The organism is Endozoicomonas sp. 8E (genome assembly GCF_032883915.1).
Classification (GTDB): Bacteria; Pseudomonadota; Gammaproteobacteria; order Pseudomonadales; family Endozoicomonadaceae; genus Endozoicomonas_A.
The window spans coordinates 5,623,865-5,642,832 of the sequence record NZ_CP120717.1; the positions used below are offsets into that span (position 1 = coordinate 5,623,865).

General features: G+C 48.7%; 21 protein-coding genes. 11 read left to right on the top strand and 10 right to left on the bottom strand.

Annotation, left to right across the window (positions count from 1 at the left end):
* The first annotated feature begins 38 nt into the window (after positions 1 to 38).
* Entirely contained in the window at positions 39 to 1,169 is a 1,131-nt protein-coding gene (locus tag P6910_RS19580; protein ID WP_317142933.1) for an anhydro-N-acetylmuramic acid kinase, read from the top strand.
* A 53-nt stretch (positions 1,170 to 1,222) separates the two neighbouring features.
* Here the strand turns inward: P6910_RS19580 and P6910_RS19585 are convergent, their stop codons facing one another.
* The 3 genes from P6910_RS19585 to P6910_RS19595 all read right to left on the bottom strand — a co-directional run bounded on the left by P6910_RS19585 (position 1,223) and on the right by P6910_RS19595 (position 4,088).
* A complete protein-coding gene (locus P6910_RS19585; protein ID WP_317142934.1) occupies positions 1,223 to 2,581 on the bottom strand; it encodes a hypothetical protein in 1,359 nt (452 codons plus the stop codon).
* 209 nt (positions 2,582 to 2,790) lie between these two features.
* Positions 2,791 to 3,147, bottom strand: coding sequence for an iron-sulfur cluster insertion protein ErpA (gene erpA / locus P6910_RS19590; protein ID WP_317142935.1), 357 nt, complete (start codon positions 3,145 to 3,147; stop codon positions 2,791 to 2,793).
* 155 nt (positions 3,148 to 3,302) lie between these two features.
* A complete protein-coding gene (locus P6910_RS19595; protein WP_317142936.1) occupies positions 3,303 to 4,088 on the bottom strand; it encodes a DUF6776 family protein in 786 nt (261 codons plus the stop codon).
* Positions 4,089 to 4,465: 377 nt separating this feature from the next.
* Between P6910_RS19595 and P6910_RS19600 the strand changes: the two genes are divergently transcribed.
* Together P6910_RS19600 and P6910_RS19605 are read left to right on the top strand one after the other, a co-directional pair.
* Positions 4,466 to 4,966, top strand: coding sequence for a CDP-alcohol phosphatidyltransferase family protein (locus P6910_RS19600; RefSeq protein WP_317142937.1), 501 nt, complete (start codon positions 4,466 to 4,468; stop codon positions 4,964 to 4,966).
* A 9-nt stretch (positions 4,967 to 4,975) separates the two neighbouring features.
* The gene (locus tag P6910_RS19605) at positions 4,976 to 5,149 is read left to right on the top strand and encodes a hypothetical protein (protein WP_317142938.1); all 174 of its coding nucleotides are present in this window, start codon (positions 4,976 to 4,978) and stop codon (positions 5,147 to 5,149) included.
* Between the two features lie 63 nt (positions 5,150 to 5,212).
* Here P6910_RS19605 and P6910_RS19610 read toward each other — a convergent pair whose 3' ends face one another.
* Entirely contained in the window at positions 5,213 to 5,422 is a 210-nt protein-coding gene (locus P6910_RS19610; RefSeq protein WP_034832746.1) for a cold-shock protein, read from the bottom strand.
* Between the two features lie 208 nt (positions 5,423 to 5,630).
* Here P6910_RS19610 and P6910_RS19615 point away from each other — a divergent pair, with 208 nt between their 5' ends.
* Both P6910_RS19615 and P6910_RS19620 read left to right on the top strand, forming a co-directional pair.
* Positions 5,631 to 5,774, top strand: coding sequence for a hypothetical protein (locus P6910_RS19615; protein ID WP_317142939.1), 144 nt, complete (start codon positions 5,631 to 5,633; stop codon positions 5,772 to 5,774).
* Between the two features lie 167 nt (positions 5,775 to 5,941).
* On the top strand, positions 5,942 to 6,454 hold the full coding sequence (locus tag P6910_RS19620) for a GNAT family N-acetyltransferase (protein WP_317142940.1): 513 nt from the start codon (positions 5,942 to 5,944) through the stop codon (positions 6,452 to 6,454).
* Between the two features lie 213 nt (positions 6,455 to 6,667).
* On the opposite strand, the gene P6910_RS19625 is transcribed toward P6910_RS19620, so the two are convergent.
* Positions 6,668 to 7,183, bottom strand: a complete 516-nt coding sequence (locus tag P6910_RS19625; protein WP_317142941.1) for a TIGR00645 family protein — start codon at positions 7,181 to 7,183, stop codon at positions 6,668 to 6,670.
* 303 nt (positions 7,184 to 7,486) lie between these two features.
* A complete protein-coding gene (argC, locus tag P6910_RS19630; RefSeq protein ID WP_317142942.1) occupies positions 7,487 to 8,521 on the bottom strand; it encodes an N-acetyl-gamma-glutamyl-phosphate reductase in 1,035 nt (344 codons plus the stop codon).
* Between the two features lie 357 nt (positions 8,522 to 8,878).
* Here argC and hemJ point away from each other — a divergent pair, with 357 nt between their 5' ends.
* The 5 genes from hemJ to P6910_RS19655 all read left to right on the top strand — a co-directional run bounded on the left by hemJ (position 8,879) and on the right by P6910_RS19655 (position 14,532).
* Entirely contained in the window at positions 8,879 to 9,301 is a 423-nt protein-coding gene (gene hemJ / locus P6910_RS19635) for a protoporphyrinogen oxidase HemJ (protein WP_317142943.1), read from the top strand.
* A 96-nt stretch (positions 9,302 to 9,397) separates the two neighbouring features.
* Positions 9,398 to 10,225, top strand: a complete 828-nt coding sequence (locus P6910_RS19640) for a DUF805 domain-containing protein (protein WP_317142944.1) — start codon at positions 9,398 to 9,400, stop codon at positions 10,223 to 10,225.
* Between the two features lie 410 nt (positions 10,226 to 10,635).
* The gene (locus tag P6910_RS19645) at positions 10,636 to 11,823 is read left to right on the top strand and encodes an acetate kinase (protein WP_317142945.1); all 1,188 of its coding nucleotides are present in this window, start codon (positions 10,636 to 10,638) and stop codon (positions 11,821 to 11,823) included.
* 66 nt (positions 11,824 to 11,889) lie between these two features.
* Positions 11,890 to 13,986, top strand: a complete 2,097-nt coding sequence (pta, locus tag P6910_RS19650) for a phosphate acetyltransferase (RefSeq protein ID WP_317142946.1) — start codon at positions 11,890 to 11,892, stop codon at positions 13,984 to 13,986.
* Positions 13,987 to 14,247: 261 nt separating this feature from the next.
* Positions 14,248 to 14,532 carry a GDCCVxC domain-containing (seleno)protein gene (locus P6910_RS19655; protein ID WP_317146572.1) on the top strand — a complete coding sequence of 95 codons (285 nt, stop codon included), beginning with the start codon at positions 14,248 to 14,250 and terminating at the stop codon, positions 14,530 to 14,532.
* A gap of 80 nt (positions 14,533 to 14,612) precedes the next feature.
* Here P6910_RS19655 and P6910_RS19660 read toward each other — a convergent pair whose 3' ends face one another.
* The 4 genes from P6910_RS19660 to bioA all read right to left on the bottom strand — a co-directional run bounded on the left by P6910_RS19660 (position 14,613) and on the right by bioA (position 18,097).
* Positions 14,613 to 15,275, bottom strand: coding sequence for an OmpA family protein (locus P6910_RS19660; protein ID WP_317142947.1), 663 nt, complete (start codon positions 15,273 to 15,275; stop codon positions 14,613 to 14,615).
* 11 nt (positions 15,276 to 15,286) lie between these two features.
* A complete protein-coding gene (locus tag P6910_RS19665) occupies positions 15,287 to 15,931 on the bottom strand; it encodes an MBL fold metallo-hydrolase (RefSeq protein WP_317142948.1) in 645 nt (214 codons plus the stop codon).
* A gap of 197 nt (positions 15,932 to 16,128) precedes the next feature.
* On the bottom strand, positions 16,129 to 16,377 hold the full coding sequence (locus tag P6910_RS19670; RefSeq protein WP_317142949.1) for a hypothetical protein: 249 nt from the start codon (positions 16,375 to 16,377) through the stop codon (positions 16,129 to 16,131).
* A gap of 226 nt (positions 16,378 to 16,603) precedes the next feature.
* Positions 16,604 to 18,097 carry an adenosylmethionine--8-amino-7-oxononanoate transaminase gene (gene bioA, locus P6910_RS19675; protein ID WP_317142950.1) on the bottom strand — a complete coding sequence of 498 codons (1,494 nt, stop codon included), beginning with the start codon at positions 18,095 to 18,097 and terminating at the stop codon, positions 16,604 to 16,606.
* Between bioA and P6910_RS19680 the strand changes: the two genes are divergently transcribed.
* On the top strand, positions 18,097 to 18,951 hold the full coding sequence (locus tag P6910_RS19680; RefSeq protein ID WP_317142951.1) for a 6-carboxytetrahydropterin synthase: 855 nt from the start codon (positions 18,097 to 18,099) through the stop codon (positions 18,949 to 18,951). The two genes, bioA and P6910_RS19680, sit on opposite strands and share 1 nt — an antisense overlap.
* Positions 18,952 to 18,968: the final 17 nt, after the last annotated feature.

Here is an 18,968-nt window from a genome sequence, read left to right on the forward strand (position 1 = left end):
TAGCCTCCAGGGAAGGGGCACTATGGATTATCAGAGATATGCCTGAATACTTTATCGGCCTGATGTCAGGCACCAGCCTTGATGCCATTGACGCAGTTCTGGTTGAATTTGAGGACAGAATATCCAGGCACTCCCCATCAGGAAACTGTCGACAGCTACAGGCAGTTTCCCATCCGCTCCCTGAAAATCTCAGGGAACAGCTTCTTGCCCTGACACAGCCTGGTCCCGATGAAATTGAACGAATGGCGCTGGCTGAGCCCGCTTTTGCCCGGGAATCGGCTGACGCCGTCAGGCAACTCCTGGAACAGGCTAATTTTGATTCGGATCAGATTTCTGCCATTGGCAGCCACGGACAAACCATCCGCCACCGCCCGGAAAAAGGTTTCACTCTGCAGATTGGTGACCCAGGTCTGATTGCTGAACTATCAGGGATTACTGTTGTTGCTGACTTCAGACGTCGAGATGTCGCGGCAGGTGGTCAGGGAGCCCCCCTTGTTCCTGCCTTCCACCACGCTGTTTTCAGTAGCTCCACATCAGACAGAGTCATATTGAATATCGGTGGAATGTCCAATATCAGTTTGTTACCCGCAGACCCTGAAAAGCCTGTCATAGGCTTTGACACCGGCCCGGGTAACGCTCTGATCGATTATTGGTGCCAGCAGCACCTCAACCAGAAATTTGATGCCAATGGCCAATGGGCCTCATCAGGAAGCGTGGATGACCAACTGCTGAATACGATGCTGAGTGACAACTACTTTTCTGAGGTACCGCCCAAGAGCACTGGCCGGGAACTCTTCAACCCGGGCTGGCTGGAGTCTCACCTGAGAAATTTTTCTGGCCTGCAACCTGAAGACGTTGCTGCCACACTGACTTTACTGACAGCAAAAACCATCGCTCTGGATATCTGCCAATACGCTCCGTCAGCCAAGGAAGTAATGGTTTGTGGCGGGGGTGCCAATAATAAGCAGTTGATGAGACTGATTGAAGATGAGCTTGACCCTCTGTCCGTTGCAACCACAACCTCGCTTGGCATAGCACCCGATTGGGTAGAAGCAGTAGCCTTTGCCTGGCTGGCCAGACAGACACTGTCAGGAAAACCTGGCAACCTTCCTGCCGTTACAGGAGCTGCTGGTGAACGGATTCTTGGAGCTATATTCCCGGCTGGATAAATATTGATAAAGTCGCTGACCAGACCAAGGCTGAAGAAATATCGTGATTTCTATTAACCTTCCGGAGCTTTCAAGAGTCGTTGCCTGGCTCCTTCAACACCGTATTTGGCGGTTAATGCTGGAGCAAGAACTTTATTAATTTTATCGACACTACTTCTCACCTTGTCCCTGTCTTGAATAGAGGTTAACCCTTTACTCATTAAAGACTCAATAGACTTTCTAAACTTATCAAAACCATTGCTACCCAGTTGCATCAGTGATCGTTCCTGTTTCATGTGAGCAGCCCATTCGAGTAGATCTGACTTCGGGGGTCTCTGACTCTTAAAGGTTTCAATCAGAGAAGGCATTTCATCATCAAGCCGAACAGAATTATTGAACAGTGGTTGAAAGTCGTAAGCATCAGCCAGATCCTGAGAGACACCTTCCAACTCCAGCTCTAATTCAAGCATCTCCAGCTCAAAATCCTTATTATCTATCGATTGGTATATATTTTCGCCAGTAGATGGGTCTATAGAATCCGAACGGACTCTTTCCGGATCACTTGCATGCAGGGGGGATGATCTGAAGTTCAAACTTTTGGGGACATCGTAATCCGAAGATACTTTCAGGTCTCCGGGTGTATCATAGTCTGTACTTTTCATCCGATTAACAGGCACATCATATTCTGGTTTTGCTTTCAGATTTGCAGACGCACCATATTCAGTGCTTCTCTTCCGGTTAGCAGGCACATCGTATTCTGGTTCTTTTTTTAGTTTACCGGGTACATCATAGTGATTGGTCTGCCCAGATTTTAGATTTCCGGCAAGTGCCTCTTTGCCTTGGTTACGTGGTTTTGGCTGCGGAGCTTTACTCAGAGAGCCGCTTAGGCCTCCTCTGTTTTTTCTTCTCGTTCTAGGGGTGGGTACTGGCCTTTCTTTTACATCCGGTTGCTCTTGTCGCTTGTTCTGAACAAGCTCATCGGCCGTCTCTTTTACCTGAAGAGGCTGTCTGGATAATGATTTACTTCTTCTGGGTGCCACTGGTGGCGCCTTCTTATTGCTGCCTTGATTCGATTCAACTTCATTTCCACTCCGCTTCTGTTGGCCTGACACTGAAGAGGGGCTATCTGGAGATCCAGACTTTGGAATGGGGGCTGAGATGGATTGCCCCTTCAGAGGGAGTACCTGAATGAAAATCTTACTTTCAGCTTTCGTTGCCGCTCTCGACTTCAGTTCTGTTTGAGGCTTAGGATTTGGTTGCTTACTTTTTGCTTGTTCAGTCTTCAAGGAAGGAAGGTCATGGGGGCTAACTTTTCTGATTTTTCTCAGTATGCCTCCCAGCAGTGCTTTAATAGTACTTTTCCAGCCCTTCTTAACAGGTGAAGCCGAATATAAGGGTCCATTGCTTCCTTGAGGACCTGAGACATCTGTCATCACACACCATCCATGTATGCATTAATATACCTATCAGTATAATAGCCGGTAAATTCACCGCATTACGACGACTTTCAAGTTACTGACTACTGACGCTTCAGAGAGTACTTTTCTGACAGCATTGCCCTGCTGGTCAAACAAATAGGATGAGGGCCTGAGCAGCCACTTAACAGGGATATCCGGGCGCTGGCGCCCGGCAAGAAGAGTATTCAGATGGAAAAAGAAGAACCGCAGCCACAAGTGGCGGTTGCATTAGGATTTTTCACCAGGAATCGGGAGCCTTCCAGTCCCTCCTCGTAATCGACCTCGGCACCGACCAGATACTGGTAGCTCAGTGAATCCACGACCATCTCAGCCCCCTGCTTTCTGACGAGGGTGTCGTCGTCTGCCAGTTGATCATCAAACTTGAAGCCATACTGAAAACCCGAACATCCACCCCCGGTCACATAGACACGAAGCCTCAGGCACTTGTTATCTTCATCTTCCATGAGCCGATTGACTTTTTTAGCGGCATTGTCCGTCAGTTCGATCGGGTCCGGCATTACCGTTTCAACTACTGCGCTCATTTATCCTCCCGTGCTACCTGATCGCCACAGGCAAACCCTGTCTCTGTATACTCTCATCAGAGTCCTGTTCTTAAGGTCTCTGCACGTATAACTGTATTAATATGCTGAGTCCATTATCCAAGTAACCCAGCAAAGCAGTCAACTACTCAGGCGACTTAACCACTTTCGGTCAGTTCGTTTTTCACATCGTCTTCCAGCTCTTCCTGCCAGTCCAGGATATTGGTCAGGCTACGCACTGCACCACTTTTGACTTTAATGCTGACCATCACTTTCTCGGGCTTAAACCCGTCGGGAAGCGTCAGATTGATATAGTCACGGTTTTCAGGGAAAGACTGAAAATAACGGAACCCAAGTGTCTGGGACTTTTCCATCCCAGCCAGTTCCATCAAGGACAAAGACTCTTTCTTACCATCTTTGACCCCCTTGACAGAGACATTCAGAACTCCTTTGAGAAACGGATTGTCTCTGGCCACCTGAGAGACCACCATTCTGAAGCGATACTGATTTTTCTCCTCACCCTGCAGCAGATCAAATGCGTAGAGCCTGATGCCTTCAGCACTGTCTTCTGGAGCAAGAATACTCTTGTAAAATGCCAGATCCTTGCTCAGCAGAGCTTTTTCATCTTCCAGATCCCGAATAACACTACGAAGGCTGTTTGCCGCCTCGCGGTCCACCTTACTGGTTCTTTCCAGGATGACCAATTTCTGCCTGAGAGACTCCTCTAACCCCGACAAGTCTTGCAACTGATTCCTGAGATCTGAGTTTTCCTGCCTCAATCTAGATGCCTCGGTATCGGAAATCCGTCCCCCAAGATAATAAGAAAGAGCCGTAACCAGAACAAAGGCCAGTACCAGAAAAAGCCTGATCTTACGCTCTCTGGCGGGATCATCACGCACCACCTTCATACTACCCGGAGGCTTGATAGAAAGAGAATCTGGCATCTCATTTATCCTGATAAAAAAGCGGCATAATGAACTTTCCGGGTAAAATTTATACTTTCAGGGACAATCCCCACGAGCTCCCGACAACCTAATGTTATATAAGCACCTAACCAGATTCTTACAAATAGAATCCGCTGGACTATACAAAAGCCACTTTCCCGGCGGCTAAAAACAGTAACATTTCGACTCTTGTGGCACGATCAGGGTATGATAACGGGCTGTGACTAAAGACTGCCTGGCACCCTGATGCTTGATCGCTGGACTTCCCTCTGGATCAGATCGCCTCTGAATCTTCTCGCCCGCCCACTGAAAAAAACAGGTGCCCGGCTGACCAGATTACTCTGACTGGTTTCCTGATCGGGTTAGCATCCCTGCCTTTGCTGGCATTTGAACTCTATTTGCCTGCCCTGGCTGCCATTCTTTGCAATCGTCTGATGGATGGGCTCGATGATGCACTGGCAAGAATAACACAAACCTCAGATGCCGGTGGCTATCTGGATATCACCCTGGACTTCATCTTTTATTCGGCCGTCGTGCTTGGCTTTGCCTTCGCCGATCCTGAAAAAAATGCCCTGATGGCCAGCCTGCTGATCTTCACTTTCGTCGGAACGGGCTCCAGCTTTCTGGGCTATGCGATTGTGGCTCAGAAGAAAGGTCTCTCAGACCCTGACTCCAGCAACAAATCCTTCTATTACCTGAATGGACTGGCAGAAGGTACAGAGACCATTGCCATTTTTGTGCTCTTCTGTCTGTTTCCTCAGTATTTCCCGATTCTGGCTGCATTTTTTGCTGTAATCTGTATCCTGACAACCATGACCAGAGTCTGGGCAGGTTACCAGACTCTCAGGCAGGCAGACGAACTCGATACCCATCAGTGAAAGATAACCATGGAATTATTGAAGATACTGTTTCTACTCTTTGTTGCGCTAGCCGTCTTGGTCATGGCAACACAGCGGTTCGGCAAACCCATGAGTCGGGAAAAACAGTCAAAACTGTCGAAAATAGCCATCATACTGATTTTGATCATGCTGGTGGCCAGAATCATCAAAGAGTTCGTCTAAACGAAAGAAGGCAGCGCAAAGCGCTGCCTTTTTTGTTCACTACCCGAAGGGCGTGAAGAGTAATCAGTCGATTACTTCGATGTTCTCAGCCTGAGGGCCTTTGGCACCCTGAGTCACTTCAAACTTAACACGCTGGCCTTCGACCAGAGTTTTGAAACCAGTACCGACGATAGCTCTGAAGTGAGCAAATACGTCTGGACCAGAGTCCTGACTGATGAAGCCGTAACCTTTGGATTCGTTGAACCACTTAACTGTTCCGGTAGAAGCAGACATAATCAATTCCTGAAATTGAACAAAAATAGGGTGGTCACACACATGACCGCTTAGCTGAAAGCACCGCTACTACTTATGATTTATCAGGAAGATCTACAACTATGGAACTTCGAAACGCAAGACATAAATATAAGGCATAACTTAAAGCTAAGCTAATTGTATCTCAAATAGCTACAGAAGCAATGAGTACAACACGATTAAAGATATCGTGAAAATCAGCAGATACAACCCCGACAACATTGATATAGAGATAACCTGCATGATTATTTCTCATACCCGTTACCTTGATTCATTATTCCGCATCAAAACCTGCGACTGGAAGACCGCTATCAACGAGTATGCGGCCTTGTAAAACACATACCAAAATAGCCAGACAGACAGTTTTGTTGAATTTTGCTACTTATCCCCACACCCAGGCTCACACCAGCCACCTCGAGTAACACCCAGCCATACAACTTGCATCGAACATTTGGGTAGAGAATACTGCAGTTTTGAAGTTATAGCAGAGAAGTAGAGATCATGAAAATAAAAATACGACATCAGGAAGACAGAGACTTACCCCACATTGCAGAAATGTTTGAATATGAGGATTTGGCAGAAAACACCTCCCAGATCCCCTATAACCACTCAGACCACTGGAAACAGCTATTCCAATCCCGAAGCAATGAATCCGTTCAACTGATTGCGGAGGTAAACGGCAAGGTTGCAGGTCATCTCGGCATTCTTATGTCCAGCAAGCCTCGTAAAAAGCACGTCGCTACTTTTGGCATCAGTGTACATCCTGATTTTCAGGGACAGGGAGTAGGATCAGAGCTGGTTGACGAGATGGTACAGCTTTGTGATCACTGGCTGAATATTGTTCGCATTGAACTGGGTGTTTTCACAGAAAACAAACAGGCAATCGCCCTGTATAAAAAGTACGGGTTTGAGATTGAAGGGACGTCCCGCTTTGACTGCTTCCGCAGAGGCCAATACAGCAGCACCTACAAAATGGCCAGAATAAGACCGGATCTTCTGGAACAGCTGTCATAAACCAAGGCTTCAAGCCAGGAATAATCTGCAAATCCAGAACGCTGTCCTGAGCCACCAGTATCGCAGCAAGGTCTTCTGATTTGCACGCTTCATCGGTCCATACTTCAGGCATTGGACAGGCTAAGAATACAAGAATTAAAAGCCTATCAGGCATCACTGGCTCAGCCGACTGAGCCAGCCTGAGAGCACGATTAGCCCACGGGTAAGAGAGCGTTAAAGCGAGGCATTAATGTCTTTCTCTTTTCTGTATAGCAGCAGATCGAGCAGGCCCATAAAGAACGCTGAGGCAACAAAGGTCAGGTGTATCAGCGCCCCCCACATCAACTTGTCATTTGGGATATTACCCGTATTCATAAACATTTTGAGCAGGTGGATTGAGGAGATGGCCACAATGGAAGCAGCAACCTTGGCCTTAAGTGAGCTTGTATCCATTTTACCAAGCCAACTAAGCTTCTCAGAACTCTCATCCAAGTCTATTTTAGAGACAAAATTTTCATAGCCGGCATACATAACCATAACGATCAAGCCCCCAACCAGAGCCAAATCAACCAGCGTAAGCACCTTGAGTGTTACCTCCGTCTCATTCATTTTAGAAACGTTGAGCAGCAGGTAAGTAACACTCTGAAAAAACTCAATCAACAAAGCGATCAGGACAAGACTCAAGCCGATATAAATTGGCGCAAGAAGCCAACGGGCAGAATAGAGCAGCTTTTCAAACAGTTTTTCCATGGATATGCCAGATCAGTTGGTAAACCACTATGGATCGCCGAATACTAGCACAATTACTCTAAGCGAAATTATAAAAAGCCGTACTGATTTGCCAACCGAAAAATCACCAGTCATCAGTGCCAGGAGCGCCAACCGAGCAGTGCCGACGCATGAAAGACTTAAAGAAGCCTTTACCCAATATACCTGCTGTGTTGATGTCACCCCCTCAAGCTGACGCATCCTTTGACCAAAAACAACGCTCAGTCTTTGAAACCTGACAGGCAAGGATGGAGCATCGAAAACCTGAACAGGCTCACAAAAAAATCAAGGCATCAAAGCAGGCGCATCAAGGCCTGCTTTTTCATTCAGTCCACACATGATATTCATGTTCTGAATAGCCTGCCCTGCCGCTCCCTTCACCAGGTTATCTATTACCGACAGAATCACTACGGTATCGCCACCCTGTGGACGATGAACGGAAATACGACATTGATTACAGGATTTGACTGAACGGGTTTCCGGATGACTGCCTGCAGGCAAAACATCAACAAAAGGTTCATGACTGAACTTGTTTTCATAAAGCGCCTGAAGATCAATGGAATGATCTTTTACCGAAACGTACGACGTTGCATGAATCCCCCTGATCATGGGTACAAGGTGAGGCACAAATACCAGCTCCCCCCTGTAACCCTGCTCCCTCATTCGGCCTATTCCCTGTCTGATTTCTGGCAGGTGTCTGTGGCCTGACACACCATATGCCTTGAATGACTCGGAAACTTCGCACAACAAACTGGCCACTTTGGCTTCACGACCAGCGCCGCTGACTCCAGACTTGGCATCTATAATGACATCTCCTTCTACCAGACCATTTTCCATCAAAGGCAACAGACCCAGCTGTGCAGCTGTCGGATAACACCCCGGATTAGCCACCAGCTGCGCAGCTTTAATGGACTCCCGATTCATTTCTGGCAAACCATAGACCGCTTCTGTCAGCAGTTCGGGACAGGCATGATCAACACCGTACCATTGCCTCCAGTCAGCTGCATTGGCCAGACGAAAATCAGCAGCCAGATCCACGACTTTCACACCTTTGTCCAACAGCTTGGGCACGGAATTCATGGCAATTCCGTTGGGCGTAGCGAAGAAAACAATATCACAGGTGGCCAGGGCATCGTCGTCTGGCTGAGAATAAACAATATCCATCTTGCCTCTTAGCCCCGGATATAGCTCACTGACGGGTTTGCCTGCCTCTTTTCTTGAAGTAATCACCGTTACTTCAATGTCGGGATGGACCGCCAGAAGACGCAGCAACTCCGCTCCGGTATAGCCGGTACCACCAACAATGCCTGCCTTGATCATGGATACGACGCCCTAAAAATAGAATAATTATTTAAAATAACAGAATAAATATATATAAGGATTCTTTCAAGACTCGCTTCTGCAAATATTCTTTCTCGAAGATGATGCTATTTGCCCAAGACTAAGATAAACGCCTTTAAAGCCCTCATGAGTATCCACAGCCTCTTTATGACGGCGTGTCACTCTAACAGCAGGGTTTCAGCAAAACAACGCTCAGAACACAACAGAGCCAGTCTACAATGTTCAAGAGTTCACCGTTAAAGAGTTCACCCACCCCTGCACCCTGATATCGAACTCTGGAGTCTTTTCCGCTACTCTCTATTCGCTATCAGCAATCGAAAATAAAGGATCTCATGAATGCTCTGGGTTAAAGCCTTTCATATTATCGCCATGGTCTGTTGGTTTGCAGCCCTTTTCTACCTGCCAAGGCTCTTTGTTTATCACGCCATGAGCGAAGATCAGGTCAGTAATGAACGATTCAAGATCATGGAGCGCAAGCTGTACCGTGGGATTGCCCTGCCGTCCATGATCGCCACTCTGGTGCTGGGTATCTGGTTACTCCGTTTCAACCCGTCCTATTACATGAGCAGTGGCTGGATGCACGCCAAGCTGGCGCTGGTGGTTCTGCTGGTTGGCTATCACCACATGTGTGGGGCGTTCCTGAAAAAGTTTGCCAATGATACCAACACTAAGTCAGACAAATTCTACCGCATTTTTAATGAAGTGCCGGTTCTATTTCTGGTGGCTATTGTAATTCTGGTTGTTGTCCGTCCCTTCTGAGGATTAACAGCCTTGCGTTTCCGGCATATCTGCCGATAAGACGCCCTGAGTGGAGACACCCCGAACAGGTGTTTCCAAAGCTCGGGAGATCCTGTTATGAAGCGCAAAGATTATAAAGTCATATTTAAAGGGCAGATTCTTCCTGGCTTTTCCGAAGCTGAAGTCAAAAATAATCTGGCCCGTTTGTTCAATGCCGATGCACAGCGCATTGACCGCCTTTTTTCAGGCAAGCCCTATGCGGTTCGAAAGCCTGTCACCAGGAAAGAAGCCCGCCAATACGAAGAAGCCATTAGAAAGGCCGGCGGACAATGCCAGATTATGACCCTGGATGGCTCAAAAACATTGCCCCCTAATGAAGAAAGCAGCTCATCTATCTTTGCCGAGACCCCGCTGTCCAGAACACCCCGACAAAATAGTAATGAGCCATTGCGGCTGATAAGACGCATCGGACGAACCCGCTACCTGGCCATGAGTTGGCTGGTCGTAGCTATAGAAGCTATTGCCTTCCTGCTTCCTGATTATTTACCAATGCTGATCGGAGCATCCCTGACTATTCAACAGACTGTGTCAATGGTTCTGGGCATTCACAGCCTGGCAATCATGCTGACACTTTCTCTGGTCATTACCCGACTTCATGATATGGATCGAAGCGGCTGGCTATGGCTGTTTCTGGTCATTCCAGTTGTTAATATTCTCCTCCTTTTCTGGCTCAGTATCGGGCCGGGCACAGAAGGAAAAAACAACTATGGGGAGCCGCCGTTACCACCAGCCAATCTGACTCGTGCACTGGGCATTTATCTTCCCATCTCATTGATGCTTATTGGAGTCGCAGGCGCCTATCTCTATCAGGAAGAACTGGTAACCTGGATACAAATGCTGCCTGAAGCGACCTCGGAATGGACGGGCCTTGAGTATCCGCAATAAAAGGCTAAATTACCTTTGTATCCTGAACAGATTCTTGAGACATATTCTTATTATCTGCGGATGGCCTTCCCCCAAGATTGCAGAAATTCCTATAGAGGCATTCAAAAATAGCATCTGAATACGCATCTTTACGCAGTCCATTGACCTGCATCAATGGTTATAATCGAAACTTTTATAACGTTGCACGTACTACAAGCCGATATTCGTCTGGTGAATTGCAAACATGTTCACCCAAGGTTTCCGAATATCTGACCTGTGGGCCACCATGATGCAAACAGCTCCTTCAGTATTGCAACCAGGGTGCTTCGGCACACAGAGTAACACTACTATTGGAACATACCCCTTCAGGAGACTGACCGGAACCAATCGGTCGATCTCCCATTGCCCGTATTCTGCTAGGTATTATTTCTATGAGCACAGACAGCATTCTGGTCATCAACTGCGGCAGCTCATCCCTTAAATTCGCAGTGATCAACCCGACAACGGAAGAAGAGAAAATCAATGGCATCGCTGAACGCCTGGACAGCAGCGAAGCGGTTCTGCGCTGGAAGGTCAACGGCGAAAAAGGCTCTCAGGCACTCGGACTGGCTGCACACGAAGCAGCTTTGGAAGCACTCATGGGTCTCCTGCGCGAAGAGGGTCTGGTAGAAGGCATCTCCGCCATTGGTCACCGTGTTGTTCATGGTGGAGAGAAGTTCTCCAAGTCCTGCCTGGTGACAGATGAAGTTCTGCAAGCGATTGAAGACGGCACCAAGCTGGCTCCTCTGCATAGCCCAGCCAATCTGGCGGGTATTCGTGCCGCCCAGAAAATTTTCCCGGGCCTGCCCAATGTTGTTGTTTTTGACACTGCATTCCATCAGACCATGCCAGCCGAAGCTTACCTCTACCCGATTCCATACAGCCTGTACAAAGAACACGGCGTTCGTCGCTACGGCTTCCATGGAACCAGCTATCGCTACGTCGGTCAGGCTGCTGCCGATATGCTGGGTCTGGACATCAATGACAGCAATCTCGTGGTAGCTCATCTGGGTAACGGAGCCTCTGCCTGTGCAATCAAGAATGGTAAGTCCATTGATACCACTATGGGCCTGACACCTCTGGAAGGTCTGGTTATGGGTACCCGTTCCGGTGATGTTGACCCCAACCTGTTCAACTTCCTGAACAAAACTCTGGGCTACACCCTGGAGGAAGCCACCGACCTGCTTAATAAGAAGAGCGGTCTGCTGGGTCTGTCTGAAATGGACAGTGACTGTCGTGTTATTGAAGACGCTGCAGCTCAAGGCAATGAACGTGCACAACTGACTCTGGACGTTTTCTGCCACGTTCTGGCTGAAAAAGTAGCGGGTTTTGCTGCGGCCATGGGTAAGATTGATGCCCTGGTATTCACTGGCGGTATCGGAGAGAACTCCAGCGTCATTCGCAAGAACGTCATTGAACGCCTGAGCATTTTCGGTTTCAAGGTGGACAACAAGCTCAATGATGAAACTTTCCGGGGCAAGAGCGATGTTATTACCGAGGAAGGCTCAACGGTTGCAATGGTAGTGACCACCAACGAAGAGCTGATGATTTCCCGTGACACTCAGGCCCTGATCGCCTGATTCAGCCTGGGGTCTGTCTGAAGACCCCATGTTTGACTTGCTTGCAAACATTTCTGGAGCTGCATTATGCGTACGTTTTTTCTGGCCCCAACCCGATATGGAGTCGGCCTGACTTCAGTCTCCCTGGGTCTGGTGCGGGCACTGGACACTCTGGGCCTGAGGGTAAAATTCTTTAAGCCCATTGCCCAGTTGCACACGACGGATAAAGGACCTGAGCGTTCTACACGACTGGCTCAGCGTATTATGGACCATGAGCCACCGACACCGATTACCACCCAAAGGGTTGAAAACCTGCTGGGGGACAATAAGGGTGATGAGATTATGGAAGAGATTGTCGCTCTGTTCGACGATGCTTCCGAAGGGGCTGAAGTGGTCGTGGTCGAAGGCCTGGTTCCTACCCGTGATATGCCTTATGCCAACCGCCTTAACAGCGATATGGCCAGAACACTGAACGCCGACATCATTCTGGTTTCAGAAAAAGGCAAGGACTCCCTGGAAGATGTTGCAGATAAACTGGAAATCGCTGCCGACAGTTTTGGTGGTATCAAAAACCCCAATGTCATCGGTTATATCCTGAACAAACTGGATAAAGAACTGGTTGAGCAACTGACTGAAGATCAACAATTCAAACCCTTGCCCGAGTTTACTCGCAAGAGCTTCTTGCCCCTGGGTTACATCAGCTATGATCCTCAGCTGAGTTCACACCGCACTCTGGACATCGCCCGCCATCTGGGTTGTGAAGTGATTAACGAAGGTGACATTGCCCAGCGTCGTGTTAATTCCTACACACTGAGTGCCAGAACTCCCAGTAACATGATCCAATACCTCAAGCCCGGTAATCTGATCATTACTGCCGGTGACCGTGATGATATTGTTCTGGCAACCTCTATGGCAGCCTCCAACGGTGTTCCCCTGCCCGGACTGCTACTCACCAGCGGCATCAGAATGTCAAATGCAGTTCATGAACTCTGTGCCAAAGCATTTTCTACCGGCCTGCCAGTCCTGATGACTGAAGATGATTCCTATACGACCGCTACCCGTCTGGATCGCATGAGTGACGAGTTGCCTCTGGACGACATGGAACGTATTGAAAAAGTGATGAACACCATCGCAGAGAATCTTAATAACAGTTGGTTCAAGCAGAACTGCGGAAGCCTGACAGAGCGTCGTCTGTCACCTCCTGCATTTCGCTACAGTCTGGTGCAACAGGCTAAAGCAGCTCGCAAACGCATTGTTCTACCAGAAGGTGACGAGCCAAGAACCATTCAGGCTGCCATCATCTGTCAGGAACGCGGCATTGCAGAGTGTATCCTGCTGGGAAACCGTGAAGTCATTGAACAGGTCGCTCGTGACAACGGTTTTGATCTGCCAGAAGGACTGATCATTATGGACCCCAGAAGTATCAGTCAGCGTTACATTGAGCCCATGGTTGAACTACGCAAGCATAAAGGTCTGAATGCACCTATGGCAGAAGCTCAGCTGGAAGATACCGTTGTTCTGGGTACCATGATGCTGGCTACCGACGAAGTGGATGGCCTGGTTTCCGGTGCTGTCCACACTACCGCCAACACCATCCGCCCGGCTTTCCAGCTGATCAAGCCGAAAAAAGACGCCGGTGGACTGGTATCTTCCATCTTCTTTATGTTGTTGCCTGATCAGGTTCTGGTATACGGTGACTGCGCCGTTAATCCAAATCCTGATGCAGAAGCTTTGGCTAACATTGCCATTCAGAGTGCCGACTCTGCCAAGGCCTTTGGCATTGAGCCGCGCATCGCAATGATCAGCTACTCTACAGGCTCTTCCGGTATCGGTGCAGATGTTGAGCGTGTTCGCGACGCTACCCAGCTGGTTCGTGAGAAGCGCCCTGATCTGGTAGTTGACGGTCCACTGCAGTATGACGCTGCGTCCGTGGAATCTGTTGCCAAGAGCAAGGCGCCCGATTCAGACGTTGCTGGTCGTGCAACTGTCTTCGTGTTCCCCGACCTCAATACGGGTAATACTACCTACAAAGCCGTACAGCGCAGCGCCAACGTCATCAGCGTAGGGCCAATGCTTCAGGGTCTGAACAAGCCGGTGAACGACCTGTCCCGCGGCGCTCTGGTGGACGATATTGTCTACACTATTGCCCTAACCGCCATTCAGGCTGCTGCCGAAAAAGCCTGATTCTGCCTCCTGTTCGGGAGAGACAAAATGTCTCTCCCGTCATAATATGCGAATCAAACATCTCATCTCACTGTCGTTTGTTTATCCTGCCCTCACATCCTTCTGAACATAACCGCAAATAACCTCCCAATCACTCAAGGCAACACATAATTGTCACACTTCTTGCTTAACATTTATGAACAATCATTCAAGTAAGGAGGAACAATGTCGACATTGGATTATTACGCCCTGACGAAAATAACAAAAGCAGAGAAATTGACAATGAAACTTCATCTTAATACCGAGTCAACAGTCACCTGTAACTGCTGTGGCCATTCCGAAACTGAAATCATGCCACTGGATGCTTGCGTTTATCTGTATGAATGCAGAAGCTGCAAAAACCTGATGACTCCCCAGAGAGGGGACTGCTGTATCTTTTGTTCTCGTGGCTCTCACCCCTGCCCAACAAGCCAGAAAGAAAGCAGAAGCTATCGAGTAATCCCAAAGCAAGAACAGGCAGCTCCGGAAGCCTCACACTATGAGACGAGCCAACCGATGGCGGGATAATCTATCTGCCAGCCCGAAAAGAAGCCAGTGAGGCCGACCGCTTATTTCAGAACAGTTTCGGCACACTGGCTTTTCAATATTTACTGATGTTTGGGATCTGGTATCAAATTTATCTCTACCCGTCTGTTCAGCGCACGACCCTGCATGGTGCTGTTATTGCCGATAGGATCTGAGGCACCCGCACCAGAGTATGTAATGCGAGATCCGGCAACCCCTTGGTATATCAGATAATCCGCCACACTCCTGGCCCGGTCCTCGGAGAGAGGCAGGTTAATTTTGTTACTCCCGGTGCTGTCGGTATAGCCAACTATGTCAACCAGATTCTTGTCGAACTCCTTGACGACCTTGGCAACAGAACCCAGAACGGGATAAAAACTGGACTTGATCGCTGACTTATTGGTATCAAATGTGATGTTAGAGGGCATGATTAACTTGAGGTTATCTCCATCCCGGTGAACCTGAACACCGGTTCCCTGCAGCTCTTTTCTGAGCGCTGCTTCCTGCCTGTCCGTGTAATAACCGTAGCCAGCCCCGGCCACAGCACCAATCGCAGCGCCCTCCAGAGCCCCTTCGCCTCCACCGACCAAACCGCCAATGACAGCACCGGTAACGGCACCAATGCCACCGTACGCTGTGGTTTTATTGACTTCCTTCTCACCGGTGTATGGATTGGTCGTATGACAACCCGCTACGATCGCAGCGGTGGCAACGACCAATGACATTCTTTTCAGCTGCATTAACATGTTCACTTCTCCTAACCGCGAATAATGCTGTTTTCCCGGATTTCTTCGCCAATACAGGTATCCGGACCATGACCTGTAACTACAGTGGTTTCCTCATCCAAAGTGTACAGACGATCACGAATGGACTTCTCAATTGCTTTGAAGTCACCACCCCAAAGATCCGTTCTACCAATTGATCGGCGGAACAGGGTGTCTCCGGCGATCAACAGATTCTCTTTCACAAAGTGGAAACACACTGACCCAGGGGTATGTCCGGGAGTATGCATCGCCACCCCCCCACAACAAGGAAGCTCCTGATCATCATTCAGCCAGAAGTCAGGATCTGGAACAGGGCTATAGGGCACACCAAACATACGACACTGAGTTTCGAGATTATCCCAGAGGAACTTATCTTCTTTGTGAAGATGAATGGGAGCACCAGTCTTTTTCTTGATTTCACCGCTAGCCAGGAAGTGATCCAAGTGAGCATGAGTATGAATCAACGCTACTGATTTTAGTCCGTGACTCTCCAACTTGGCAAGGATCACATCAGGATCACCACCAGGGTCGATGACGATGGCTTTCCTGGTAATGGGGTCACCGATGATGGTGCAGTTACACTGCAAAGGCCCCACAGGAAATGTTTCTTTGATCAGTGATGGATATTGCTCGGTCATTTTAGGGAACCCGCGAATAAGATTTAATTTCTTCCAACCTTTTTATTTTCAGCAAAGCCAGATCTATATTCGAAAAAGAGAGTGGCTGTTGAATGGACATTCTCTGATAGGCTTTGACGGAGATTATCGCATATTGGAGGAACTTATTCGCCAGCTTACGTTCGAAGTGTCTGCTGCGCCAAACTCCAACTCCAATCTCAGGGAAGTCTTACCAGCACCTTCATTCGCCCACGACCTTGACTCAAAGAAATATTCAACCGCGTATTGAGGGGAGCACCACGCAGATTCAGCTTGACCAATGAATTACAAACGATCAGCTGCCTCACGGCGACTTCTTCAGACAATCCGCAAAACATCGGGTAGGGATAGCAGGGTTCTGCATCACAAGAGTCCTGTTCCTGGTCAAGGTCTTCCAGCAGACCAGGCAGATTAAAACGGAGAGCCATGACTAAACCTCCAGCGGCAGCCTTGGGAAGTGCCAGCCCGGAAGCCCGAACGAAGGCCACCGGACTCTACAACTGACTATCCGAGCCGGATAGCACGTAGAATTGTAGACAACCTCTGCAGCCCATGAATCTTTTTTGAGCACAGGAACGCCAACTACCAAATCTTTCAGCGCAACCCTGCCCTCAGCCATTAATGGCAATTAGCACTCTCGTGAGGCAGCGCTCGTTAACGAATGGACTCAACTACCTTACAAATGGCCCTGCAAAGAGTACCCAGATCTTCATCTGAAATGACGTAAGGTGGCATAACATAAACCAGCTTTCCGAAAGGTCTGACCCATACACCCTGTTCAGGGAAACGAGGTTGAATTTCAGACATCACCACCGGCTCTTTCAATTCAACCACACCAATAGCTCCCAGAACCCTTACGTTGGCCACCCTCTCAAGCTCATTACAGGGAGAGAGACCAACCCATAATTTTTTCTCTATGTTGGCTACCTGATTGCCCCACTCACCTGAGGATAAAATATCCATGCTCGCCACACCGGCTGCACAAGCCAGAGGATTAGCCATGAAAGTGGGACCGTGCATGATCGGACCAGAGTCACAGATGGCCTTACTGACTTCTTCGGTGCACATCACAGCAGATAACGTCATATAGCCACCGGTCAGTGCTTTACCTACACACATGATATCCGGGATAACATCGGCGTGTTCACAGGCAAACATTTTCCCGGTTCGACCAAAACCCGTGGCAATCTCATCATGAATCAGCAAGACCTCATGCTCATCGCAGAGTGCTCTGACTTTTCTCAGAAAGTCGGGGGAGTAGAAATGCATCCCACCAGCCCCCTGAACGATAGGCTCAATAATAACGGCGGCCACCTGATGATTCAGGGACTCCAGTTCAGAGCGAAAAGTTTCTATATGGTGGTCTTCAAATGTCTCATCGAAGCCGCAGCCTGGCCGGGGTACAAAATGATGTTCAGGCAGAATACCAGTAAACAGATGGTGCATACCATTATCAGGATCACAGACCGCCATGCCCCCGGTCGTATCGCCAAAGTATCCACCTTTAAATGTCAGCAACTTGTTCTTGTTAATCTCGCCCCTGCATTGCCAATATTGCATGGCCATCTTGATGGCCACTTCTACAGCGACAGAACCTGAATCCGCAAAAAATACGGTTTTGATCGGTTCGGGTGTCAACTCAACCAGTCTGCGAGACAGTTCAATGGCGGGCTTATGGGTCAACCCACCGAACATGACATGGGACATTGAATCGACCTGATCCTTAATGGCCTGATTCATAACCGGATGATTATAGCCGTGGACCGTACACCACCAGGAAGACATCCCATCAATCACTTCTCTGCCATCACTCAAGCGAAGCCTGACCCCTGAAGCGCTTTCGACGGCAAACAGTTCATACTGGCTGGGCGTTGTCCCATAAGGGTGCCAGATATGCCGGGCATCAAACTCAAGATCAGACTGTGTGATGGTACGATCCAAAATGGACTCCAACGTTTTCAGGTATTCAGAAGCTGTGAACAATAAGCTAACAGCCTGCAACAATTCAACGAAAGCGGCCAGACGAAAGCCCATTTCACAGAATTTAACCGGGCACTGAATCGCCTCGAGAAATGAGTTACAATTGCTGATTAACTCATTATTTTTCTTCAGCCCGTTTTCTTCAATCACAGTAGAACCAGAAGCCAATGACCGCACTGTTCGTCAATCAACTCACCACTCTTGATTTCAGTTTCCTTTCGCCGGAGCGCGGGGTTGTAGGGGAAACCTGGCTGGTCGATGTCGTGCTACGGGGCGATCTGGATGAACAGGGCATGGTCTTTGACTTCGGCCATGTCAAAAAGCAGATCAAAGCTTCTCTGGACATTCTTGCTGACCACCGCCTGCTTGTACCTGCTTCTCACGGAGCAATAACCGTCAAAACAGAGGGCGAGGAATGCCTTTCTGTCAAAATGCAGACCAGCACCGGTGATGTCATCGAATGCAAGGCTCCCGCCCCTGCAATTTTACTGGTCCATGCTCAGGAAATAACCCCCGAAGCTCTTACCCCCTTTCTCGAAAAAACCTTGCTGGATGAACTGCCAGACAACGTCATTGGTGTTGAACTGGATATTTATCCTGAACAGTTTTCCGGTCCTTTCTACCACTACAGCCACGGCCTGAAAAAACATCTGGGCGACTGCCAGAGAATTGCCCATGGCCACCGCTCTCCTATCCACATCTATCTGGACGGAAAGCGGGACCCGACGCTCGAAGCGGACTGGGCCGAAAACTGGAAAGATATCTACATTGCTACCCGTGAAGACCTGCTGGAAAAAGTGACCATAGGCAGGCGGGATCACCTTCGTTTTGGCTATACCTCTGACCAGGGCCACTTCGAGCTGACTCTGGCAGAAGACCGCTGCTACCTGATTGATACTGACAGTACCGTGGAACTTCTGGCAGAACACATCGCAACAACGCTGAAAGCCCATACCCCGAATCACTCAGTCCGGGTTGTAGCTTTTGAAGGGTTTAATAAGGGCGCTGTGGCGGAAAAATAAATGCCCCTGATTCAGGG

Bases quoted from the DNA above. Each gene is read 5' to 3' on its own strand.
- P6910_RS19625 (WP_317142941.1), bottom strand. From the start codon at position 7,183: ATGGAAAAACTGTTTGAAAAGCTGCTCTATTCTGCCCGTTGGCTTCTT.
- P6910_RS19655 (WP_317146572.1), top strand. From the start codon at position 14,248: ATGAAACTTCATCTTAATACCGAGTCAACAGTCACCTGTAACTGCTGT.
- erpA (WP_317142935.1), bottom strand. From the start codon at position 3,147: ATGAGCGCAGTAGTTGAAACGGTAATGCCGGACCCGATCGAACTGACG.
- P6910_RS19610 (WP_034832746.1), bottom strand. From the start codon at position 5,422: ATGTCTGCTTCTACCGGAACAGTTAAGTGGTTCAACGAATCCAAAGGT.
- P6910_RS19660 (WP_317142947.1), bottom strand. From the start codon at position 15,275: ATGTTAATGCAGCTGAAAAGAATGTCATTGGTCGTTGCCACCGCTGCG.
- P6910_RS19665 (WP_317142948.1), bottom strand. From the start codon at position 15,931: ATGACCGAGCAATATCCATCACTGATCAAAGAAACATTTCCTGTGGGG.
- P6910_RS19645 (WP_317142945.1), top strand. From the start codon at position 10,636: ATGAGCACAGACAGCATTCTGGTCATCAACTGCGGCAGCTCATCCCTT.
- P6910_RS19595 (WP_317142936.1), bottom strand. From the start codon at position 4,088: ATGCCAGATTCTCTTTCTATCAAGCCTCCGGGTAGTATGAAGGTGGTG.
- P6910_RS19670 (WP_317142949.1), bottom strand. From the start codon at position 16,377: ATGGCTCTCCGTTTTAATCTGCCTGGTCTGCTGGAAGACCTTGACCAG.
- pta (WP_317142946.1), top strand. From the start codon at position 11,890: ATGCGTACGTTTTTTCTGGCCCCAACCCGATATGGAGTCGGCCTGACT.
- P6910_RS19605 (WP_317142938.1), top strand. From the start codon at position 4,976: ATGGAATTATTGAAGATACTGTTTCTACTCTTTGTTGCGCTAGCCGTC.
- P6910_RS19620 (WP_317142940.1), top strand. From the start codon at position 5,942: ATGAAAATAAAAATACGACATCAGGAAGACAGAGACTTACCCCACATT.
- P6910_RS19680 (WP_317142951.1), top strand. From the start codon at position 18,097: ATGACCGCACTGTTCGTCAATCAACTCACCACTCTTGATTTCAGTTTC.
- P6910_RS19585 (WP_317142934.1), bottom strand. From the start codon at position 2,581: ATGACAGATGTCTCAGGTCCTCAAGGAAGCAATGGACCCTTATATTCG.
- hemJ (WP_317142943.1), top strand. From the start codon at position 8,879: ATGCTCTGGGTTAAAGCCTTTCATATTATCGCCATGGTCTGTTGGTTT.
- P6910_RS19580 (WP_317142933.1), top strand. From the start codon at position 39: ATGCCTGAATACTTTATCGGCCTGATGTCAGGCACCAGCCTTGATGCC.
- P6910_RS19640 (WP_317142944.1), top strand. From the start codon at position 9,398: ATGAAGCGCAAAGATTATAAAGTCATATTTAAAGGGCAGATTCTTCCT.
- argC (WP_317142942.1), bottom strand. From the start codon at position 8,521: ATGATCAAGGCAGGCATTGTTGGTGGTACCGGCTATACCGGAGCGGAG.